19 protein-coding genes are annotated in these 23,147 nt (G+C 35.3%); 13 read left to right on the forward strand and 6 right to left on the reverse strand.

Features of this window, described 5'->3' with window-relative positions; all coding sequences use genetic code 11:
* Positions 1–4 precede the first annotated feature (4 nt).
* Complete coding sequence (locus A5880_RS11595) at positions 5–541, forward strand: folate family ECF transporter S component (RefSeq protein WP_086329197.1); 537 nt, start codon at positions 5–7, stop codon at positions 539–541.
* A gap of 41 nt (positions 542–582) precedes the next feature.
* On the opposite strand, the gene A5880_RS11600 is transcribed toward A5880_RS11595, so the two are convergent.
* Positions 583–2,346, reverse strand: a complete 1,764-nt coding sequence (locus A5880_RS11600; RefSeq protein WP_086329198.1) for an ABC transporter ATP-binding protein — start codon at positions 2,344–2,346, stop codon at positions 583–585.
* A gap of 1 nt (position 2,347) precedes the next feature.
* A complete protein-coding gene (locus tag A5880_RS11605) occupies positions 2,348–4,066 on the reverse strand; it encodes an ABC transporter ATP-binding protein (protein WP_086329199.1) in 1,719 nt (572 codons plus the stop codon).
* 652 nt (positions 4,067–4,718) lie between these two features.
* Between A5880_RS11605 and A5880_RS11610 the strand changes: the two genes are divergently transcribed.
* The 3 genes from A5880_RS11610 to A5880_RS11620 all read left to right on the forward strand — a co-directional run bounded on the left by A5880_RS11610 (position 4,719) and on the right by A5880_RS11620 (position 7,691).
* A complete protein-coding gene (locus tag A5880_RS11610; protein WP_086329200.1) occupies positions 4,719–5,564 on the forward strand; it encodes a putative ABC transporter permease in 846 nt (281 codons plus the stop codon).
* A 226-nt stretch (positions 5,565–5,790) separates the two neighbouring features.
* Positions 5,791–6,951, forward strand: a complete 1,161-nt coding sequence (locus A5880_RS11615; RefSeq protein WP_419469613.1) for a 3D domain-containing protein — start codon at positions 5,791–5,793, stop codon at positions 6,949–6,951.
* Positions 6,952–7,121: 170 nt separating this feature from the next.
* Complete coding sequence (locus A5880_RS11620) at positions 7,122–7,691, forward strand: GNAT family N-acetyltransferase (RefSeq protein ID WP_086329201.1); 570 nt, start codon at positions 7,122–7,124, stop codon at positions 7,689–7,691.
* A 29-nt stretch (positions 7,692–7,720) separates the two neighbouring features.
* On the opposite strand, the gene A5880_RS11625 is transcribed toward A5880_RS11620, so the two are convergent.
* Positions 7,721–8,236 (reverse strand): LURP-one-related/scramblase family protein, encoded by a 516-nt coding sequence (locus A5880_RS11625; RefSeq protein ID WP_086329202.1) that lies wholly within the window; start codon positions 8,234–8,236, stop codon positions 7,721–7,723.
* A gap of 47 nt (positions 8,237–8,283) precedes the next feature.
* Positions 8,284–9,153, reverse strand: a complete 870-nt coding sequence (locus tag A5880_RS11630) for a Cof-type HAD-IIB family hydrolase (protein ID WP_086329203.1) — start codon at positions 9,151–9,153, stop codon at positions 8,284–8,286.
* 195 nt (positions 9,154–9,348) lie between these two features.
* Here A5880_RS11630 and A5880_RS11635 point away from each other — a divergent pair, with 195 nt between their 5' ends.
* The 4 genes from A5880_RS11635 (at position 9,349) to A5880_RS11650 (ending at position 12,286) form a co-directional block, all read left to right on the forward strand.
* Entirely contained in the window at positions 9,349–10,032 is a 684-nt protein-coding gene (locus A5880_RS11635; protein ID WP_086329204.1) for a uracil-DNA glycosylase, read from the forward strand.
* Positions 10,033–10,184: 152 nt separating this feature from the next.
* Positions 10,185–11,165 carry a phosphate acetyltransferase gene (pta, locus tag A5880_RS11640; protein WP_086329205.1) on the forward strand — a complete coding sequence of 327 codons (981 nt, stop codon included), beginning with the start codon at positions 10,185–10,187 and terminating at the stop codon, positions 11,163–11,165.
* 126 nt (positions 11,166–11,291) lie between these two features.
* On the forward strand, positions 11,292–11,759 hold the full coding sequence (gene tsaE / locus A5880_RS11645; RefSeq protein WP_086329206.1) for a tRNA (adenosine(37)-N6)-threonylcarbamoyltransferase complex ATPase subunit type 1 TsaE: 468 nt from the start codon (positions 11,292–11,294) through the stop codon (positions 11,757–11,759).
* Between the two features lie 2 nt (positions 11,760–11,761).
* Positions 11,762–12,286 (forward strand): GNAT family N-acetyltransferase, encoded by a 525-nt coding sequence (locus tag A5880_RS11650; protein WP_086329207.1) that lies wholly within the window; start codon positions 11,762–11,764, stop codon positions 12,284–12,286.
* 92 nt (positions 12,287–12,378) lie between these two features.
* Here A5880_RS11650 and A5880_RS11655 read toward each other — a convergent pair whose 3' ends face one another.
* Entirely contained in the window at positions 12,379–13,071 is a 693-nt protein-coding gene (locus tag A5880_RS11655; protein WP_086329208.1) for a Crp/Fnr family transcriptional regulator, read from the reverse strand.
* A gap of 312 nt (positions 13,072–13,383) precedes the next feature.
* Between A5880_RS11655 and A5880_RS11660 the strand changes: the two genes are divergently transcribed.
* The 5 genes from A5880_RS11660 to A5880_RS11680 all read left to right on the forward strand — a co-directional run bounded on the left by A5880_RS11660 (position 13,384) and on the right by A5880_RS11680 (position 22,057).
* The gene (locus tag A5880_RS11660; RefSeq protein ID WP_086329209.1) at positions 13,384–15,141 is read left to right on the forward strand and encodes an Ig-like domain-containing protein; all 1,758 of its coding nucleotides are present in this window, start codon (positions 13,384–13,386) and stop codon (positions 15,139–15,141) included.
* A 24-nt stretch (positions 15,142–15,165) separates the two neighbouring features.
* On the forward strand, positions 15,166–16,773 hold the full coding sequence (locus A5880_RS11665) for an Ig-like domain-containing protein (protein WP_086329210.1): 1,608 nt from the start codon (positions 15,166–15,168) through the stop codon (positions 16,771–16,773).
* Between the two features lie 148 nt (positions 16,774–16,921).
* Complete coding sequence (locus A5880_RS11670; protein WP_086329211.1) at positions 16,922–18,301, forward strand: MucBP domain-containing protein; 1,380 nt, start codon at positions 16,922–16,924, stop codon at positions 18,299–18,301.
* A 167-nt stretch (positions 18,302–18,468) separates the two neighbouring features.
* Positions 18,469–19,788, forward strand: coding sequence for a 6-phospho-beta-glucosidase (locus A5880_RS11675; protein ID WP_086329212.1), 1,320 nt, complete (start codon positions 18,469–18,471; stop codon positions 19,786–19,788).
* 460 nt (positions 19,789–20,248) lie between these two features.
* Positions 20,249–22,057: an immunoglobulin-like domain-containing protein gene (locus A5880_RS11680; RefSeq protein ID WP_086329213.1), complete on the forward strand. Its 1,809-nt coding sequence runs from the start codon at positions 20,249–20,251 to the stop codon at positions 22,055–22,057.
* 337 nt (positions 22,058–22,394) lie between these two features.
* Here A5880_RS11680 and A5880_RS11685 read toward each other — a convergent pair whose 3' ends face one another.
* A complete protein-coding gene (locus tag A5880_RS11685; protein WP_086329214.1) occupies positions 22,395–23,141 on the reverse strand; it encodes a MurR/RpiR family transcriptional regulator in 747 nt (248 codons plus the stop codon).
* Positions 23,142–23,147: the final 6 nt, after the last annotated feature.

A 23,147-nucleotide genomic window follows, 5' to 3' on the forward strand; every position in this document is an offset into this window, starting at 1 on the left:
AGAAATGAAGAAAAGAAGAATTGATACTCGAACCATTACGCTGATGAGTTTATTGATTGCGTTAATGGTGGTTTTCACGCGGTTTATTTCGTTTGAGACCCAGTTTTTACGTATTAGTTTGACGTTTATTCCCGAATCACTGATGGGGATTCTTTTTGGTCCTTTTTGGACGGGAATAGGTAGCGCAGTAGCTGATACAGTCGGTATGCTGTTGTTTCCTAAAGGGCCTTATTTTCCAGGGTTTACTTTAAATGCTTTTATATCAGGAGCAATTTATGGCTTTTTCTATTTTAAGAAGGAGTTAACGTGGAGACGAGTGATTTTAGCAACGTTATCAGTCACTTTGATCATTCATATGTTCTTAACGCCGTTGTGGCTCGGCTTGATGTATGGCGTGGATATTTCCAATCTTGCTTGGTGGGCGCCTAGAATTATCAAAAATATCTTATTCTTCCCAATACAAGTAATCATGACTTATTATTTGGGGAATAAAGTACCATATAAACAGTTTTTGAAGAAATCATTTGCACAATTAAAATAAAAAAAAGAAAACTTCCTACATCCCAAGGAAGTTTTCTTTTTTTATAATTGGTTTTTAAATTGTGCTTCATAGAGCGCATGATAATAACCGTCTTTTTTATTAATCAACGTATCATGACTACCGATTTCTACAATGGCTCCTTGATCCATAACCAATATTTTATCTGCATTTTTAATAGTTGATAAACGATGAGCGATGACAAAACTTGTGCGTCCTTCCATCATTCGTAAAAAGGCATCTTGTATTTTTTTCTCTGTCAACGTATCCACTGAACTAGTCGCCTCATCTAAAATCAACATTGGCGGATTACTAATCATGGTTCGAGCAATCGTCATGAGTTGTCGTTGTCCTTCTGAAATTTTAATGCCGCTAGCACCAATCAACGTATCTAATCCTTTGGGTAAACGCATAACAAAGTCAAAAATGTAGGCTTCTTTCATAGCTCGCTCGATTTCTTCATCAGTCGCATCTGGCTTTCCATAGGTTAAATTATCACGAATGGTACTGTCGAATAACCAAGTATCTTGTAGAACCATGCCAAAACTTTTTCTCAGACTATCTCTGGTAATTTGAGTAAGTGGATGACCGTCAATAGAAATTTGCCCACGGTTTACTTCATAAAAACGCATCAATAAATTGACTAATGTTGATTTTCCAGCGCCCGTTTTACCTACAATCGCAATCGTTTCGCCTGGTAAAGCTGTTAAATTAAAATCTTGAATCAACGGTTTTGCTGGTGTATAAGAAAAATCTACGTGATCAAAGACAACTTTTCCAGAAACATTAGTCAATGTCAATGCATGGGCGCCATCTGGTTTTTCTTCAGGTTGATTAATGATTTCAAACGTTCGATCCAACCCAGCTAAGGCTGTTTGAATTTGTGTTGTAATTCCAGAAAGTTCAATAAATGGTTTAGAAAACTGACTGGAATAGATGGTAAAACTTGAAATAATACCTACTGTGATCGCTTGATTGCCATTTAATAACAATAAACCGCCGACAAGCCCAATAGAAAGATAAGACAAGTGATCGATAAAGCGAGAGAGCGGATTAGTTAAAGAGGACGAAAATTGTGCTTTTTGACCTCGAATATAAAGCTGTTCATTGAGTGTTTCAAAGCGTTGTTGAGAAACCGTTTCTTGTTGAAAGGCTTTAACGATTTTTTGATTTCCAACCATTTCAGTCACAAAACCAGAAATTTCTCCGACGATTTTTTGCTGCGCGGCAAAGTTTTTTTGAGAGGATCGTGCAACAATCCAATTGACTAGAAAAATAATTGGAGTAGCAACCAAAACCACAGCTGTTAATACTGGGCTTAGTTTAAGCATAAAGAAAAAAGCAATGATGACAACAGACAAACCAGAAAACAATTGATTAAAAACGGCAGAGCAAGCTACAGAGATATTATCCATATCATTAGTAAACCTGCTGACAATATTTCCGTGAGAGGTTTGATCATAATAATTTAAAGGTAATCGGTTTAAATGAACAAACGCATCTTTTCTTAACTCCGCCACAGAAAGGTAGGATACACGATTTCCCAATCGTTGAATCAGCAACTGACTAATAACAGTGATCACCAAAATCCCAGCTAAAAGAGTAAGTAGGTTCAACAGAATAGTGAAGTCAACATTCCCCTTAGCAATCATGGTATCCACAGATTTTCCTATATAAAAAGTCATCAAAACAGTTGTTAATCCGCTGAAGATTCCTAAGATAATCGCAGCAAGCATTTCTTTGGGATAATGTAGTAAATAAGGCATGAAACGCTTAAACGAATTCATGGATGTTTTTTTCCTCTCCATATTAGTTTCCCTCCTCTTGAGAAGCGACGATCTCTTGATAGGCAGTTGACTGTCTTAATAGTTCTTCGTGGGTACCTAAACCAACCTGTTTCCCACTTGATAAAACTAAAATCTGATCGGCTTGTTGAATCGAACTGATTCGTTGAGAAATCAAAATTAAGGTTGTGTCTTTCAACTGTTGTTTTAAAGCTGTTCGCAGATTTAAGTCTGTTTGGTAATCGAGTGCACTTAGCGAATCATCTAAAATCAAAATATCGGGTTTATGGATAAGGGCACGAGCAATGGTTAAGCGTTGCTTTTGTCCACCAGAAAAATTTTTCCCGCCTTCATATACAAGAGTATCGAGTCCGTCACTTAAATGTTCGACAAACTCTTTACACTGAGCCGTTTCTAAAGCTTGCCAACACTCAGCGTCTGTTGCATTTTCTTTCCCCCATTGGAGATTTTCACGAATAGTCCCTGTAAGCAATACGGCAGTTTGAGGGACAATAGCGATTTTTTTGCGCAGTCGATCCATAGACCAGTCACGAACATTTACGCCATTGACGAAAACAGTTCCTTCACTTGCATCATAAAAACGAGGAATCAGTTGCGTTAAAGTACTTTTTCCACCACCAGTCGGTCCTGTGATGCCAAGAGTAGAACGAGCCGGAATGGTTAAGCAAATATCATTCAAGGATAGTCCTGCTGTCGGTTGATAACGGAAAGAGACATGATCGAATACAATTCCCTCTCCTTGATCTGTCTCAGTCATTTCCATGTGCTCTGATGAAATCGTAGGGATCACAGATAAAACTTCATTCACTCTAGAAGCAGACGCTGAAGCGCGGGTAAAAATGATGACTAGATTTGAAACAACGATCAAAGCAAGCAACATTTGGTTCATGTAATTAATTAAAGCCAAAACTTCCCCTTGTTGTAATCCGCCAAACTCGACTTTGATTCCACCAAGATACAGTAGCGCTAAGATACCAAAGTTCATGATTAAAGTTGTAGCAGGAGTCAATAAAGCAGAAATATTGCTCACACGAATATAAACAGTGGAAAGATCATCCGTTACTTTATTGACTTGCTTTTCTTCCGTTTTCTTTCTAGCAAATGCACGGATAACGCGTACACCACTTAAATTTTGACTGATTTGCCGATTTAATAAGTCTAACTTTTCTTGGACTCTTTTATACAAAGGAACAGTTGTCTTTATGATGAAATAAAGAACAATACAAAACAACGGCAACATCAATAAGAAAATAAAGCCCATTTGAACATTAATATAAAAAGCCATAATCACAGAACCAATACTTAAAAACGGGGCACGAATAACAAGACGAATCAACATGGCTAAAGCAAGCTGCAATTGATTGATATCATTTGTCATCCGTGTAATTAAGGTATCTGTTCCAAAACTATTTAATTCAGCATGAGAAAGCTGATTAATTTTTTTCATCAACTGATTTCTTAATTCTGTGCCGAAGCCTTGTGAGGCGATAGAAGAATAATATTGACAAATCAAGACACAAACCAACCCCACAACTGACATCAAAAACATCCAACCAGCCATTTGTAATACATATCCTTGATCATTCCGCCGAATCCCCTGATCCACTAAACGGGCCATCAATAAGGGTAAAATAAGTTCAAAACAAGCCTCTAAAAATTTAAAAAACGGCCCCAAAATAATTTGTTTACGATAATTCTTTGCATATTTAAGCAAACTAATCATAACTCTCCTCCTAAACATAAAAGCTGAATGGGCTCGTTCTGCTCTGACAGAAAAATAGGAAAAGAGAATTGTGGCGCACTTAGCCACGATACCCTTTTATCTTTTTTCCGAAGAGCAAGCCCATGAAGCTGGATAACTAAAGTACAAAAAGCTCGTTCTGCTCAGACAGAAAAATAGGAAAAGAGAATTGTGGCGTTCTTAGCCACGATTCTCTATTATCTTTTTTCCGAAGAGCAAGCCCATGAAGCTAGATAACTAAAGTACAAAAGGCTCGTTCTGCTCAGACAGAAAAATAGGAAAAGAGAATTGAGGCGTTCTTAGCCACGATACTCTATTATCTTTTTTCCGAAGAGCAAGCCCATGAAGCTAGATAATTAAAGTACAAAAAGCTCGTTCTGCTCTGACAGAAAAATAGGAAAAAAGAATTGAGGCGTTCTTAGCCACGATACTCTATTATCTTTTTTCCGAAGAGCAAGCTCATGAAGCTAAATAAAAGCAGTCCACATATTTGTTTTCAAAAGAACAAGTTCTAAAAATTGGTTAATTCTCTACCTATTGTATATCAATCGTCCATACAAAGAAAGTTGCTCGCATACAACCAGGGTTATTTGTTACAATGGTGAGTGAAGCTTATTTAAGAAGGAGAAAAGACATGAATGAATTTATCAAGATTGTATTGTTATTTTTTATTTATTCGTTTATCGGTTGGTTATGGGAAACAATCTATTGTTCTTTAAAAGCAAGAAAATTTGTCTATCGAGGCTTTTTAGTAGGACCTTATTGTCCTATTTACGGATTTGGCATTTTGAGTGTTCTTTATTTTTTAGAACCAGTTAAACAAAATATAGCCTTTTTATATGTGTTATCTACCATTTTAGTGACTGTTTTAGAATATATCACTAGTTATGGTTTGGAAAAGTTATTCCATGCATCATGGTGGGATTATACGGATGTTCCATTAAATCTGAATGGGCGAGTTGCCTTACCTGTATCCTTATTTTGGGGGATTGCTTGTGTACTGATTGTGCGGGTGATTCATCCGAAAGTTCTAGTGCTCGAACATTTTTTAGCAGATAAATTCGGACTTATTTTGCCTTGTATCTTGCTTCTTATGATTGGTAGTGATTTGATCTACACATTAATCAACATGCAATCATTCAAAAAAGTAATCTCACAAATAAATGTAGCTATTGAAGAACGTAAACAAGAGTTAGCTCTGACCTTAAACGAAAAGCGGGATGAATTATCCAATAGCCTTTCTGAATTAAAAAATACAGTGTCAGAGGAAATTAGCGAGCACAAAAAATTGAAAACAGCGGATCGAACTATTTGGCTAGAAGAGTTAAAAGAATCTCCAGCCATGAAAAAATTATTAGCCCGTATGAGTGCTAATCAAAAGCGTTGGATACAAAATTATCCGCGCTTTAAATTAAAAGATGTGAAAAATTCCATCGAAATACAACAAATTATTAATAAAAACGAGAAAAAGCCAAAATGATTTTTTATCTAGTATAACAGTATTTTTATGTGTTTTATAATAGCGGGGAAAGCCTATATAAAAGGATTTTCCTGCTATATAAGTATGTAGAATAGAAGGAATAAAATGAAACAATGTTACAGAAAAAAGGGTGTTTTCTCTAAAATGTAATAAATTGTAACGTTATTGAAATAATATAGCCCCTATAGATTAGTATAATAGGTGGAGTTGGATTTAGTTAGGAAAGGTGTTGGATTCAGTGAAAGTAAAAAAATTGATACCATTTTTAGCTGCTATCATGCTAGTAAATGTTGCTCTTCCGATCGGTGCAGCAGCAGAATCTTTAGATGAGCTGAAACAAAAAGAGTCACAAGCAGCCCAGACTGGAGAAGCACTAAGCGAAGATATCACTACAGCTTTGAATGATGTTAATGAAAAATACGCTGAAATTGAAAAACTCAAAGTAGATATTTCAAAAGCTGAAGAAGCAATCAAAAACTCTGAAGCTGAAATTACAGCAACAGAACAAAGCATTGCACGCCGTAAAGAGGTCGTTGGAAATCGTATGAAAGATATCCAACTGAGTGGGGAACAGCGTACATGGCAAGTATTATTAGATGCTGAAAGTGTATCAGATTTCTTTAATAAAGCGTATGCGATGACTATTTTACAAAATGCGGAACGAGAAAAAATTGATCGTTTATCTAAAGATAAAGAAAAGCTTTCTGAGCTTCAAGAAACTGTAAAATCAAAACAAGAAGAATTACAAACCAACGAATCGAAATTACAGAGTGAAGCAACAGTTATGGATGAGCAAGTTGTAGCATTAAAACAGCAATTATCTGAGAATCAAGAAGTACTACAACAAATTGCCAGCCAAAAACAAACAGAAGAAAAACGAATCTCTGATGAGAAAAAAGCTGCCGAACTTCAAAAGCAAAAAGCGGCTGAAGAAGCACGTAAGCAAGCTGTAGCAGCTTCAAGTTCAAGCAGTAATTCATCATCAAGCAGTGAATCAAGCAGCAGTTCAAGCTCAAGTGCTGAAGAGCATCCAATTGTTACACCGCCATCACAACCAGAAGTACCAAGCACTGGTGAAGAAGCTGGCAATGGTGGAGCAAATGGACGAGTGCTTTACATGCAATCTACTGCTTATTCATGGAGAGAAGCTGGATCAGGATTTATCACAGCAACAGGAATCGATTTACGCTCACAAAGCAATGTGATCGCAGTTGATCCAAGCGTGATTCCCTTAGGTTCTCTTGTGCAAGTTGATGGATATGGCTTTGCAGTTGCCGGAGATACTGGTGGCGCTATTAAAGGTAATATTATTGACGTTCACTTCCCAACCGTGGATCAATGTTTGACTTGGGGACGTAGAAATAATGTACGAGTTGTAATTCAATAAAAGACTAAGAGACACTCAGTTGAGTGTCTTTTTTTGAAAATAAAATTAGTCGTTTTTGACAAATACCGTTTGTTCTGCTACAAATTATTAAAACAGATTAAAAAAAAGAGGAATGTAATGCAGTCAGTAATAATAAATGATACACTCATTACAGAAAGAGAGGAATAACAATGATTCGTTTTGCAACAAAAGAAGACGGGCAAGCGATTGCTCCGTTAATTTTAGTTATTTTAAAAGATATGGAATTGCCTTTATTGGAAATGGTATCAGAAGAAACCCTTCTAGCGGTTTTGGCTGAATCTGTGGCAGATCCGGACTATCGTTATGGATATAAGCGAGGTTTGGTCTATGAACACGATGGTCAAGTAGCGGGAATCGCCTTTGGTTATCCAGATGAAGATGAGGCAACGATCGATGAACCGCTAAAAAAAGTACTTCGTAAACATAATTTAGATGAAGAAATCAGATTATTTATTGATCCTGAAACATTACCGAATGAGTGGTATTTAGATTCAATTTCTGTTGACGAAAAATATCGCGGTTTAGGCATCGGCTCTAAACTGTTAGATGCCTTACCGCAAATGGCTAAAAGAGATGGGAAAGAAATTATCGGCTTAAGTGTTGATAAAGGGAATCCAAATGCTAAAAAATTATACAGCCGCAAAGGATTTAAAGATGTTGCGGAAATGATGATCAGTGGTCATCTGTACGATCATATGCAGAAAAAAATCAGCGAATAAACTCGCTGATTTTTTAGATTAATGAAACATTAACAAGTCCCAAACCCGACAATTGGTTTGTTATTCTGTTTTTTGGTCTTATTGTACAACCAGTAATCTAGTACAGCAGCGACACAAATACATAGAGGGGCATCATCGTCATTTACAACATCTAAGCTGAAATAATTGCCGGAAAAAAGCGTAGCTTTACTCATTTCCATGATTTTTCGATTTACCTGATAAATAGAATAACTATGATTTCTAATGTCTCCCAAAACGCTCCAGTGCATATGTCGAATATAATAAAAATCAGCCGTTAAATTCAGAACTTTTCGTAAAACACCAACTTTTTCAAACCCCTTATACAATTCAAAGCGTGAACCAAAAGCAAGAGATGTTTGTCTAATACTTGCAACAAGTTCACCATTCATCGCATATAAGGACAAAACATCTCCTCGTGTTCCCCAACGTCCGACAAGTAAGAAGAGAGACTGGCCGTTTTCATCTTTGACAATCGTTCTTGTGACATTACTCAATTGTTGCTCTTGAATAAAAAACTCAGACACTGCAAATCGCCTCTTTTCGTTTTTACTTTCGTCAGTAGTCTAAAGGATTATAAATCTTCTCTGATTGCCCGTAAAATAGCTTCACCAACACCATTTTCTAAATTAGTTGAAGTGATATATTTGGCATGGTCTTTAACTTCTAATTCCGCATTCCCCATAGCAAAACTAACACCAGCCCATTGAAGCATACTGACGTCATTGAAATTGTCTCCAATAGTCATTACTTCTTTTGCTGAAATAACACGATCTTTTGCAACCTGTGCGACTGCAATTCCTTTTTGAGCGTTTCTATGGTTGACTTCAATATTATTTTGAGCGGAAGAAGTTACAGCTAAATCAGGTAGCTGTCTAATTTGGGTGCTGGCAGGACCTAAAACTTTTGGACCATCCATGCTAAAACCGATGATTTTTAAGACTTCAATATCGTCTTGTTTAATTTGTTCACGCATATCGTCTATATAAGTAATATCTAATAGTGATAAATGAGCAGCAGCCATAGCAATTGCCACTTTATAGGTCAAATGAGGCATGGTTGTTGCAATATGTGATGCAAAATTTTCAATTCTTTTTTCTTGTTTTTCAGAGTAAATCCCTTTGTTTGTTGACACTTCAAAATAAATATTATGAGCATCCAGAATATCTAATATGCGCAGTGTGACTTCTTTTTCGATACCAGCTGTAAAAAGTGTACGCCCAGTTTTATCAAAAACTTTGGCTCCGTTTAGTGTAATCATCGCACAGTCGATACCCGCATCGTCTAGAGCAGGTTTTGCTTCTGTATACGCCCGTCCTGTAGCGACCATGAATTCGATACCAAGGCGTTCAGCTTCTCTGATAGCAGAAGCATTGTCCTTTGAGATACCCATTTTTGAATCTAGTAAAGTTCCATCCATATCTGAAGCAATCAATTTAATCATAAAATTTTCTACACCTCGTTTATTTAACTTATTTATAGTTTACCATGTTTTTTCCTTTTCAGTGCAGAAAAATTCTCTTGTCACTTCCTAAAAAATCCGATATGCTAAAAGTGTTAAAAAAAAGTGTCAGAATAGAAGTTTTAATAGTAAATAGCTGGAAAATAGTACAGTTATCAAATCAAAGGAGGTCGACTAATGAAAGAAATTATTCATAATAGTTGGCAAGAAGTATTAGAAGAAGAGTTTACAAAAGAATATTATCTGAACTTACGGGAATTTTTAAAACGAGAATACAGTCAACAAACGATTTATCCAGATATGTACCATATTTACTCTGCATTAGAGCTTACACCCTATGAAGAGGTGAAGGTCGTGATTTTAGGACAAGATCCCTATCATGGTCCAAATCAAGCACATGGATTAAGCTTTTCTGTGCAGCCAGGAGTTCGTACACCACCATCGTTGATGAACATTTATAAAGAGCTTCAAGAGGACTTAGGTTATCCGCCTGTTTCACATGGATTTTTAGAAAGCTGGGCTAAGCAAGGCGTTTTATTACTGAATACAGTGTTGACTGTTCGAAATGGTCAGGCATATTCTCACCGTGGGCAAGGATGGGAGAATTTAACAGATGCGATCATCAAAAAACTAAATGAACGTGACAAACCGATTGTATTTATTCTATGGGGCAAGCCAGCACAAGAAAAAATAAAAATGATCGACACAAATAAACATATCATCATTAAGTCACCACACCCTAGTCCTTTAGCAGCTCATCGTGGTTTTTTTGGTTCAAAACCGTTCTCAAAAACAAATCAAGCATTAGAACAATTGGGAGAAACACCGATTAATTGGCAATTGCCTGATACAGTGTCATAAAACAGAACATTCTGTTATAGTGCAGTAATGCAGGTTTGTGAAAACAATATCAGAATCAGCATTTTTTACACTAATACAGCCATAAATAACTGTTATTTTCTTGTGGAATGGTGTATGATTAGATTGTATAAATAATCATTGGAGGGTATATCGTGGAATTATTCGATAGCTTAAAATTTAAAGTCATTCGCCGTAACATCAAAATTGTTTTTCCAGAAGCAACAGATCCTCGTATTCTTGGTGCTGCAGCTCGCTTGAAGGCAGAAGAATTAATGGAACCAATTTTGATTGGTAAACAAGAAGCAATTATAGAAGCGGCGCATGCTCGTGGAATCAAAGCTTCTAACTTTACAATCATTGACCCGGACAATTACGATGGATGGGAAGAGATGGTTGCAGCATTTGTTGAACGTCGTAATGGAAAAGTCACAGATGAAGACGCACGTAAAATTTTAAAAGATGTAAATTACTTTGGTACAATGCTTACTTATATGGGCATTGCTGATGGTATGGTAAGTGGTGCAATCCACTCAACTGGAGATACCGTTCGTCCTGCGTTACAAATTATCAAAACAAAACCAGGTATCAGCCGTACAAGTGGTGCGATGATCATGGTTCGTGGACGTGACCAAGAAAAATACATTTTTGCAGATTGTGCAATTAATGTAAATCCAACAGCACAAGAATTAGCTGAAATTGCTGTGGATAGTGCGAAAACAGCTGAATTGTTTGACATTGAACCTAAAGTAGCGATGATGAGTTTCTCAACTAAAGGTTCTGCCAAAGCACCTGAAGTTGATAAAGTCGTTGAAGCAACAAAAATTGCTAAAAGCTTAGCACCAGAACTTGAAATTGATGGAGAATTACAATTTGATGCTTCTTATGTAGCATCTGTTGCTCAATTGAAAGCACCGAATTCGCCTGTTGCAGGTCAAGCAACAGTCTTTGTATTCCCAGAATTACAATCAGGAAATATTGGTTATAAGATTGCTCAACGTTTGGGTAACTTTGAAGCGATTGGTCCGATCTTACAAGGCTTGAACAAACCAGTTTCTGACTTGTCTCGTGGAGCGAATGAAGAAGATATTTACAAACTATCGATCATCACTGCTGCGCAGACATTAATGAACTAATGATAATGTTTAGGGAACCAAAACCAGACGTCAAACGTTTTGTTTTGGTTCCCTAGTTTTTTTCTTCATAATTCGGTATACTACACTACATAGAACAATGAAAAGCTTAAGCAGGTAGGTGAAAACATGACTATTTTAATCAATAATCCTAAAGAAACAGAAAAAATAGCAAAAATGATAGGATCAGTTGCTAATGCAGGAGACACGATTATCCTTTCTGGAGATTTAGGTGCTGGAAAGACCACCATGACTAAAGGAATTGCTCTAGGTTTAGGCATTGATCAAATGATTAAAAGTCCAACATATACAATTATTCGTGAATACCAACAAGGACGTATACCCTTGTACCATATGGACGTTTATCGTATTGAAGACGGTGCAGATGATCTAGGTTTAGATGAGTATTTTGAAGGGGATGGATTGTCTGTTGTAGAGTGGGGAAAACAATTAGGCGAATTTTTGCCAACGGATTACTTAGATATCACTATTTCAAAAGATTCTGAGGATATGGAAAAAAGAGTACTATCCATTCAAGCAGTAGGCGAAAAATCAAACCAATTCTTAAAACGCATCAAGCATAAAATGGAGGAATAGCTATGACAGAAGTAGAATTTACGATTAGAGAAGCAATTCCAGCTGATGCGGCAGAGATTTTACACGCTTTACAAATCATTGGTAGTGAAACACCGTATCTCGTGATGGATGAAAAAGGTATGGAGATGACACCAGAAGAGCTGGGTGAGAATTTAGCTACTCTGTATGAGTCTTCAAATAATGTATTGATGGTGGCTTTAGCAGATGAAAAAGTCATTGGTACAGCTTCAGTGAAGGCATCGTCAAAAAAACGAATGGAGCATATTGGCGAAATCGGTATCAGTATTTTAAAAGAATACTGGGGTTTTGGACTAGGCAGCTTAATGATGGAAGAGTTAATTGATTGGGCTAAAGCTAGTAATGTTATACGTCGCTTAGAGCTAACTGTACAACATCGTAATCAGCGTGCCGTCCATGTCTATGAAAAAATTGGATTTAAAACAGAAGCCATTATGGCTCGTGGAGCAAAAACAGATGATGGTGAATTTTTAGATGTTCACCTGATGAGTATGATGATTGATGAATAAAGGATACAATTGATTTAATTGAACAAGCAGGAAACGCCTCAAATTGTTGTAAATGAGACGTTTTCTGCTTGTTTATTTGTTTTATTAGGAGATTAGAAAAGGAAATCATCCAAGAATTTAGCTAACATATCATCGTTATTACAAAATTTAATTATATGATGCCGATATCTAACCAATTGTTTATTCTCGAGCTTTAAAAGCACCTTCGTAACGTAAGGACGAGAAACATTGGAAAATTCGGCTAAAAGGGAATGAGTCACGAATTTGGGCAATATGAAATAATTTTCCGATTGCTTCCCCAGATGCTGAACGAGCAAAATGAGTGACGTAAAAACACGTTCATACCCAGATAACGAAGACAAATACCAAGAAAGATGGATTTTCTGTGTCTGATGAAAAAAATTTTTATAAAGTATATCAAAAACATTTTTATCTGTAGGATCTAATGTAAAGAATGGGATTACAGCTAAGGTGACATCTTCAAGAGACATGAATAACCACGGATTATCTGTTTTAGAACTATGAAATAAAGTGTTTAAGCCTAAAAACTCAGAAGGGCCTAATATGTCAAAGGACTTAAGATTTCCTTGTTTGTCTATCACTGAGGATTTAACGTAACCAGATTTAATATAGTATAAATGATTAGGTAAAATTTTATTCGTAAAATTAGTGTGTTCGTTGATAACTAAGGTTGTATTTTTTTCTTTTTCAGATAATTGTAAAAAAAATCTAGAATTTAGTTCTTTAAGGTGCGTGTGATAAGTAAATAAATCGTCTATAAACATACTTGTCTCCCTAAATAAGTAATTTAGAATTCATTCTTATACAATAAGATAACACATTTTTGTTTATTTAATTGTTATTTTTTACAAAAAGCTAACGAAATTAGCAATAGATTTAAATAAGATTAAAAAAGTAGCATAATGTTACTAGGGAACATATCAATTATTTTTGTTTATATTAATATAGCCTGTAACAGCTCCATTGTTGTTTATATATCTATAAAATAATGAGTTGTTAAGATAGTTTGAAAGGTGGAGAAGGAAACGTAGAAGAACGATTAAATTAAAAATAAACACTTGAAAGGAAATGGTTTAATGTTTAGTCAAGGGAATAAAACGAAAACTTTTGTTTTTTGTTTTTTATTTATTTCTTTTTTTGTAAGCGGTAGTATAGCAGAGAAAGCAAGTGCAGAAACAATCAACGAACAAGAAAATTTTACCGATTCAATGGGATTAAAACCTGACTTAGGAACATCTGAAAAATCGAGTATGTCTGAAGCCTACATTCAAAAATCAGCAAATTGGGATAGGTATAAGTACGGTACATTTGAAGGCGATCTTTTGAATGATGGAAAAATATCAATTAGAACAACGACTATTCGTGTAACAAAACAGACTAGTTATTGGGATCGCTATGTAGATGTGATTATTTTAGATGAGAGTGGAAAAATTAACTATGCCAGTGGACGAATCAATGTCCACGGTAAAGAAACCTATATTACATTAAAACCAGGGAGTTTAAAACCAAATACGACTTATTTACTTGGCGTAAATGAACGTTGGTTGCTTACTGGAATTATTGCCGACAGCTATCCTTTAGGCTATTTTCAAGTGTCAGACGGACAAACACATACGCCTCCAACAATTGAAGCTGCAGATCGCAAAGTTCCCTTAAATACGCCATTTGATTACATGGAAGGTGTCTCCGCTTATGACGAAACTGGGGAAGATATTTCTAATTTGATCAGCTATTCAGGGATGGTCAATACGTCACAAGAAGGTAATTATTTAGTCACATATTCGGTAACAGATAAAAACAATCTAACAACGACTAAAACGATTAATGTGACTGTTTTTAAACCAGAAGCTGAACACTTAGAAAAGCCAACTATTGATACAGTGACGGAAAAAGATACTCTTGTTACTGGTACAGCTGTTCCAAATACCTCCATTAATATAATTATTGGTCAGGAAAAATATCGAAATACAGTTTCTGAATCTGGAAAATTTTCGATTCAATTGGAAAGAGCTTATCCAGCAGGTACATCAATTGAAGCTTTTGTAGAAAATGAGCAAGGAAATCGCAGCGAGTCTGTTTACAGTAAAGTTCAACCTGTTCAAACTGAATTAAAAAAACCTGTAATAAATGAAATTACAGATAAAGATACAGTTGTTACAGGCAGCGCTGAACCAAATACCCAAATCGATTTGATCATGGGGATTGATAAATACCGTGAAAAAGTCAGAAGTGATGGAACATTCTCCATTACCTTAGACCAATCATATCCGGCTGGTACTGGTGTAGAAGCGTTTATTACCGATGAAAAAGGAAATAAAAGTGAAAGCACCAAAACAATTGTAAAATCAGCAAATGATGAGATAGGCATTAATCCTATTTATACATCAGATTCAATCATAACAGGAAAAACAATTCCCAATGCCAAAATAGAAGTTAGCATTGAAAACATGCGCGCACGAATCTATGAGGGAACCTCGGATTCTAAAGGTGATTTTGTTATAGATATGAACGGGAAAACATATCCTGCAGCAACCCAAGTAGAAGTAACAGTCTTTTTCCCTGACGGCACAAAAAAGAGTAAGAAAGTCATTGTCTACCCCAAAATTCCATCTGTAAATACAATTAATGAACTTTCTAGAGAATTGACAGGAACAGCTGATCCGAATGCGACAATCAAAGTATCTTCCAGTAACGGTCTATATTTTATAGGAGAAGCAGACGCATCAGGGAACTTCAGACTTCCAGTTCGCGGACTAAAACAAGGAGATATTCTATCTGTGTATCAAACCAGTAATGGAATAGATAGCGATGTCATCACGATTACAGTACAGTAATAACTATAAAATTAGAGGTGTTTTATGAAGAAAAAAGCAGTACAAACGACAATACCCATTGCAGTACTTTTAGGAGTATTTTTATTAAATACAACTGAAGTTTCAGCAATAGACACTCAGTCAAGCAATACTAATCTATTACAAAAAAATAGAATCAATGATCCATTTGATGTAACGATTGGCTGGGATATTGAATTTGAAAGTAGTTTGCCAAACATTCATGTAGAAGACATATTTCTTGAAGGAAGAATCAATGACACGATACACCAAAAAATGCTAATTAACAATGCTGCAAATATAGGTGAGGCAACACTACACGCAACAAAAAAAATTCCTATGAAAAAAGGACATGAATACAAAATTAATTTAATCTACGCAATGAAGTTTACTAAAACGGGCACAGGATCAATTGATTTTAATGGTGACAAAGTTTCTAGCACAGATCCAAACGGAAATGACGCAAAAGATCATTTATATACAAAAACAGTTACCCCAGATAAAGACATGGATTATGTGATTACTATTGATTACAAAGTTCCGAAAGTTTCTAATGTCTATTTAAAATTAGCCTTTGATACAGAAGGCGAAGGTGGTATTGTAGAAAAAGCTGATTTGAAAGCCCCTTTATTGGACGCACCTGAAGCGAATCAAAAAGTCATCACTGGCAAAGGACAATCAGGGAATACTGTTGAAATTAAAGATTCTTCAGATACAGTTTTAGGTACAAGTAAAGTAAATAAAGATGGGGATTTTTCAGTCACAGCGAAACGTCCATTCATTTACGATGAAGTTATTAAAGGAACACAAATCACAGAAGAAGGTCTCCGCAGTGAAGAGGCAGAAACAAAAGTGATTGATACGATTGCTCCAGAAGCTCCAACCTTAGAAAAAATAACAACTGAAAGTAAGGAAGTCCATGGAAAGGCCGAGGCAAATGCATTGGTGAATGTGACAATGGATTCTGACACGTATCAAGAACATGCAGATGCAAAAGGAAATTTCACGATCTTTTTAGAAAAAAAATATGATTTCGGAACAAAAGTTTCAGCGACTGCTACAGATTTAGCAGGTAATGTAAGTGAAGCAGCTACAACAAGTGTTGTTTATGCGAATGAATTAAACGTTAAATTTACCGATACCATTACAAGTTCAGATACACAATTAACTGGTGAAACAACAAGAGGAAATATCGATGTTGAAATCAAAATCAATTCGAGAATTTACAAAGTGACATCAGATGAAAATGGACAATTTACTGTAGACTTAACACGTGAATATCCTGTAGGAACAAAAATAACTGCTAAAGTAGTCGATGAGTATGGACAAAATAAAACCGCAGAAACAATTGTAGCACCTAGAGTTCCGACTATTTCATCTCTTCAAGCAGGTCAAGACTTTGTAAAAGGAAGCGCAGATCCTAATGCTAAAATCCTAGCAACTCTTCATCATGGTGAAGAAGAATACCAATTTGAAGTAGTCTCTGATGAAGCTGGTGACTTTATCATTGAGCTGAAAGATGATGAAGGCAAGCCATTTAAATTAGAGATTGGCGATTCCGTAGAAATCAAATCTGTATTTGAAGACCTAGGTATGGAATCAGAAACAGCTTATCAAGGTGTCTTCTCATTTTAAATAAACATAAACCAATAATAAATTTTATAATAATCTAACTTGGAGATCTGGGATAAAGCAAGATGTATTGTTTTATCTCAGATCTTAAAATCAAGTGAAGCTGAAAAAATTAGTGAAACCAAAATAGATATGATAGGAGATAGAACAGATGAGGAAAAATAGCTTTGTGTTCTTTTCACTGATGATCCTTTCCTTTTTTTTAACGATAGGTTCAATCAGTTATGCTGAGGAACAGAAAAATGGTAAGGACTTTGAATTGACGAGTGGTTGGACAGTTGACTTTAGTACAAATCTTCCGCAGGTTGGTGTAGATTCTGTATTCAGCGAAAATCACATAAATAAAGATATTAACCAAAAAATGATTATCTCTAATGTTGCTAATATCGGAGACGCAAAATTTACTGCGACAAAAGCCATTCCGATGAAAAAAGGGCGTAAATATACGATAGATTTAATCTATGCGATGAAATATAATGTAGCCCAAAGAGGATGGATTGATTTCAACGGTGAGACAATTTACTCAGAAATGGAACCCTATCCGTATGATAAAGAGTACAAAAAAACAATTATTCCAGAAGAAGATACTACATATGTCATTACGGTTCATTTTGATGTAAAAATGCGTGAAAATGCCTATTTTAAGTTAGGACATTTACTAGATAATGATGGGATAGAAGAAATTCCTGATCCTGTAGATTCTTCTGTAACAGCTCGCTATCTTTCTGAAGATGAGCAGCCACTCTTAGAAAATGACGTCATTACAGGACAGGTTGGAGAATCGTACTCTATTCCTCAAAAGGAGATTGATGGCTATACCTTGAAAGAAGTCCAGGGAGAGGCCTCAGGGCAATTCACCAATGAACCAAAAGAAGTACGTTTTATCTATTCTAAAAATACTGAGGAAAATGGCGTCGCTACGGCTTATTATCAGGATGAGGATGGTAATGATCTAGAAGAGCCGATAATTAAACAAGGAGCATTCGGTGAAGAATACCAATTTGAACCAAAAGAAATTAATGGATACAAACTTCTCAATATACAAGGCGAACCAAAAGGAGCTTTCAAACTAGAAAATCAATCAATTGTTTACACATATAAACCGATAGACAAAGATACATCTAATTCAAATGGCACCTCAAATTCCAATTCCAATTCAAATAAGACATTGGATTCAAAAGTTACAATTTATTATATAGACGAGAATGGAAATGAATTAGCTGAGCCAATGATTAAAAATGGTTTATTCGGACAAACATATACCGTTGATGTTAAAGAAATACCGTTATACGCCTTGAAAGAAATCAAAGATGAGCATTCAGGCAATTTCTCTGGAGATGATCAAGTGGTGAAATGTATTTATATTAAACAAGAATTTACTTCTGTAACCAATCCTACACAAACTGAAAAATCAAAATCAATCCCTTTACTCGGTGAACAAAGCAAACGTTTATTACAAATACTAGGGGCATTAATTTTAGCAGCAATTTTAACAATTTACATTGTTAAAAAACGAAAGAAATTACGCTAGATACTCGTGAAATTTTCAGACATCCAAATAGAATTGTAACAAGGTGTAACTAGTTTGAAACGAGTTACACTTTTTTTTATATGTAACAAGCGATTGAAAAGCCATATACATTAAGTGAGTCAGTCGATATACTTAAGTCAAAGAAACATGCATAGGAGGAAAATAAAATGTCAAAGGGAATTAAAATCGTTACAATTGGTGGAGGATCAAGTTATACACCTGAACTCGTAGAAGGGTTTATCAAACGCTATGATGAATTACCTATTCGTGAGTTATGGCTAGTCGATATTGAAGCAGGAAAAGAAAAATTGGAAATTGTTGGTGAAATGGCGAAACGCATGGTTAAAGCTGCAGGAGTAGATTGTGAAGTTCACTTAACCTTGGATCGTCGTGAAGCGTTAAAAGATGCTGATTTTGTCACAACACAATTACGTGTAGGGCTTTTGGATGCACGTATTTTGGATGAACGAATCCCATTAAGCCATGGCATGATTGGTCAAGAAACTAATGGAGCAGGCGGTATTTTTAAAGCATTAAGAACAGTTCCAGTAATTTTAGATATCGTGGAAGATATGAAAGAGTTGTGTCCAAATGCGTGGTTGATTAACTTTACAAATCCAGCAGGGATGGTTACAGAAGCTGTTTTACGTTATGGTAACTGGGATAAAGTTGTTGGTTTATGCAATATTCCAGTCAATGCTGTTTTTGAAGAAGCAGAATTATTAGGCGAAAATAATCGAGATCTATTTTTCCAATTTGCTGGGATCAATCATCTGCACTGGCACACCATTACAGATAAAAATGGAAACGACCGCACAGATGAGCTGATTAAAGTGATGTATGGACAAGAGGATGCCAAATCAATTGTAGCGAATATTAAAGACAATAATTTGATTTGGGAACAGGTGGAAAACCTACACATGGTTCCATGTCCATATCATAATTATTACTACTATACAGATAAAATGTTAGCTGAAGAATTAGAAGACTTCAAAAACAACGGCACACGTGCTGAAAAAGTAAAAGAGATTGAACATGAATTGTTTGAACTATACAAAGATCCTAATTTAGATTACAAACCTAAACAATTAGCAGAACGAGGTGGTGCCCGTTATAGTGATGCTGCGTGTGAAATCATTAATTCTATCTATAATGATAAACGCACAACAATGACGGTCAGCACTAGAAATAATGGAACCATCACTGATTTACCAGCTGAAAGTGCTGTAGAAGTAACCTGTACGATTACTGGTAAAGGACCAGTTCCTTATAACTTTGGCAGCTTTAAACCACAACAGCGTGGTTTATTACAAGTAATGAAATCAATGGAAGAATTAACCATTGAAGCAGCTGTAACTGGTGATTATGGGACTTTATTGCAATCCTTCACGATGAATCCGTTGATTACAAGTGGAGATGTCGCTAAAGAAGTCATGGATGAATTGTTGGAAGCACATAAAGCGTATTTACCAAATTTTTTTAAATAAACTATATCTATGCAGAGAGAAAATTTTATTTTTTCTCTGCATTTTTGTTATTAACTGTTACAAAAGTGGAAGGGCATAATAGTTTTTAGTCATAGAAGAAGTTTATGAAAAATGTGCTCAAATTAATATTGTTTCGTGCAGTTATTAGATTATCTAGGCATAGGTTGAAAACAATTTAGAAGAAAAATTGCTTCTTATTCCAGAATTCTTAAATGATGTCTAGTATTATCATTGTTGGAAATTCCGTTAGAGTATGCGAATTTCATTGAATAAAAGAAAATGTTACTAGTTTTAAAAAGTTGTACTCTTTAATTTTATTTTGTGAAAATTTCCTTTATTTTAGATATTAAGAAAAATATTTTTTTCTTTTAGATAAAAATGTTGATTTAAAATCATTTATATATTACTATTTAGATGATTGGATGAGATTCAATCAAAACTAGAAGAAGGAGAGAAAGTGATGAAATTAAAGAAAGTTATTTTGGGTAGTATGGTTTGTTTTAGTGCACTATTACTTTTTCACTCAGGTGAACAAGTGTATGCAGAGGAGAATAAGATATCAGAGGAAACGAAGGAAATACAAGGAAGAGCGATTAGTCCGTTTGTTCGTCTTAAGCCGCAAACTTACGAGGTAGGACTAGATACGGCTATTCAAGGAGCAATTGAAAGTGTAACTAATCCTAAGGAGTTTGATGAAATAGCGACAGTTCAACTTTTTGTCAATGATGAATTAAAAAAAGAGGCTCCAATTAAAACAATACGAAGATTTGAAGTGCCAACTGATGATTTAACAATCAAAGAAACAGATAAAGTAGAGATACAAGCTATAAATGTTAAAGGTGAAAAGGTGAGAGAACGTGTATTGGTAACGTTGAAAGTGTTCTCAGTGCAATGGAATTTGGACTCATATATGTTGTTTGATGATGTAATCACTGGAAAAGTAATTGGTACGGTGACCGCTATCGAAGTTGTTGAGGAATATGTAGACGGAAATGGTGTGTTGCAAACACAGAGCTTAGTACCAAAAACCCCTGTTGTAAATGGTGAAATCAAAGTACCTATAGATATGTACACTATTTATGATGAGACGGCAAACGTTAAAATTATTCCTTATAAAGGGAATCGTAAAGGAGCTGTTGGCGAAAAACTTCCTGTTGTAGCATTTGATTTAAAAGCTGATATCAAGCCGTTTGTTTTAAACAAAGATAAAGAAGTTACAGGAACCTTTACAGGAAAAGGTTTAGCCAAGGTAAAATATGCTCGATTAGAAGTAGACACTATTGTTGACGATAGTACTGAAGTACAGATTGATGAAACAGGTAAATTCTCTATATTAGGCGAAGGCAATATTTATAGTGGAGCAGAAGTAAACATTGTAACTTATGATGAAAATGGCAATGAATTAGTTAGTTTCCCTGTCAATGTAGTTGAACAAAAAAGAATCAAAGATTATTTCCCAGATCCTAACTTAGCTCAAGTAGTTGCTGGTTATTTAGGTGGTGGGCGAACCGTTGAATCTTTTGTAACGGAAGAAGAGTTGGCTGTAAAAAATTATATGCTGGAAGCGCAAGGCAAAGGCGTTAAAGATATAACAGGTATTGAATATCTACAGCCAAAAATTATTTTCTTGCAGTCAAATGAAATTGAAGATTTAACACCGTTTGCTAGAATGAAGACAAATCGTTATACTGACAATCTTCAATTACAGCACAACAAAATCAAGGATATTTCACCATTGATCGAACTTGGAAAGTATAGTCCCACAGTGATGTGTCATTTGTTGCTATCAGCCAATGAGTTGGATAATAACGCAATAGCGATTCTTAGAGATAACAAACGAGAATTCAGACATATTTTACACTTGGAACTGATGGCTAATCATATTGATGATTTCTCTAATATAAGAAAGTCAGGTTTTTGGGGAGGATTGGAGTGGTTTGGTTTACAAATGAATAACCATGAATCCGTTTGGAGACCTCATGGACAAAAAGTTAAGATGGCAGCACAGCCTATTGTCAATGGTCGTTTAGAAGTTACTATGCCAGGACTAGATATCGATAATAAACCATTTACGGTTGTAGATGATTTATATGGAGGTAAGACAACACCAGGTTATACTCAAACAGGCAATAAAGTGGTTTGGGAAAACTTACCAAGTGATATCAAAGAAGTTAAACTTAACGTTACTTCTATTGGTTCTCTGAATAATCAAATTGGAAAGCCATTCCCTAACCAAACGAGTGTATATTATACGATTCCTGTGAAGTAAGTATAGTAAGTGTTAGAAATACATGAAATCAGTAAAGTATGAAATGGTGTCTCCACTTTTTAAAGTGATTATTTAGTAATAAATAAGGGTGAAATGAGACTTTGTTTTACTAAAGTGGGTAAGCATGAAATAAAAGGAAATTTAGAGGACACGTATCAATCTGTTAAAGTGCATGGCAATGTCTTTGTACTTGGAGAAAGTATACCAAACGATATTAATCACTTTTGGTAGTAAAGTTTACCCATATACGTATTATTCAAATTAATTGCAAAATAAAATCTATAGGGAGGGTAGTAGAACAACTGATTAGTTCTACTACCCTCCCTATAAGCGATTGTCAGTTTACTTGCAGATTTTGGACTTCTTTTGCTAAATATTCCACAGTATAAAGTGCTGGAACCTGGGAAGTAATATCACTATCACCAATCCGTTCAGTCGAAATATAATAAGGAATATTTACATCTGAAAGCGATGCAATCGGAGATTTTTCACTATTCGTAATCGAAATGATCGAACAGTCATTACTAATAAAGTGATTTAAATAGTGAATAATAGCTTCATTTTCACCGCTAACAGAAAGAGCAATTACACACACATTTTTTGCGATACTTTTATTGAAGAAATTTACAGGATGATTGATTGGATCTTCAATATGAAAAGCCATACTAAAAATAGAAGAAAAATATAATGCTCCATATTCTGCAATGATTTTTGACGAACCTGTCCCGATAAATAGCACCAACTCTTTTTCTGCTAATAACTTCGCAGCCGCTTGCATTCGTTCTTGGTAAAATGTTTCTGTAGATCGTTGAATAAAATTAGTGAATGAAGTTTCATCTACAGCGTGAGTTGTGAGTGGTTCTGTTAAAGATTTGCGATAGATATTCAATTTTATTTTAAATTCAGAAAAACCTTCGCAACCGAATTTACGGCAAAAACGTAAAATACTAGCTGTACTGCTATGAGTTTCCTTGGCTAACTCACGAATTCTCATATAAACGACTTCATCAATATGAGATGCGATATATTTATAAATGTCTAAATCAATGGGACTTAAATCTGGACTATGGTCTAAGAATAACAAGTAATT

The sequence above is a fragment of the Enterococcus sp. 4G2_DIV0659 genome, from assembly GCF_002140715.2.
In the GTDB taxonomy this organism is placed as follows: domain Bacteria; phylum Bacillota; class Bacilli; order Lactobacillales; family Enterococcaceae; genus Enterococcus_L; species Enterococcus_L mansonii.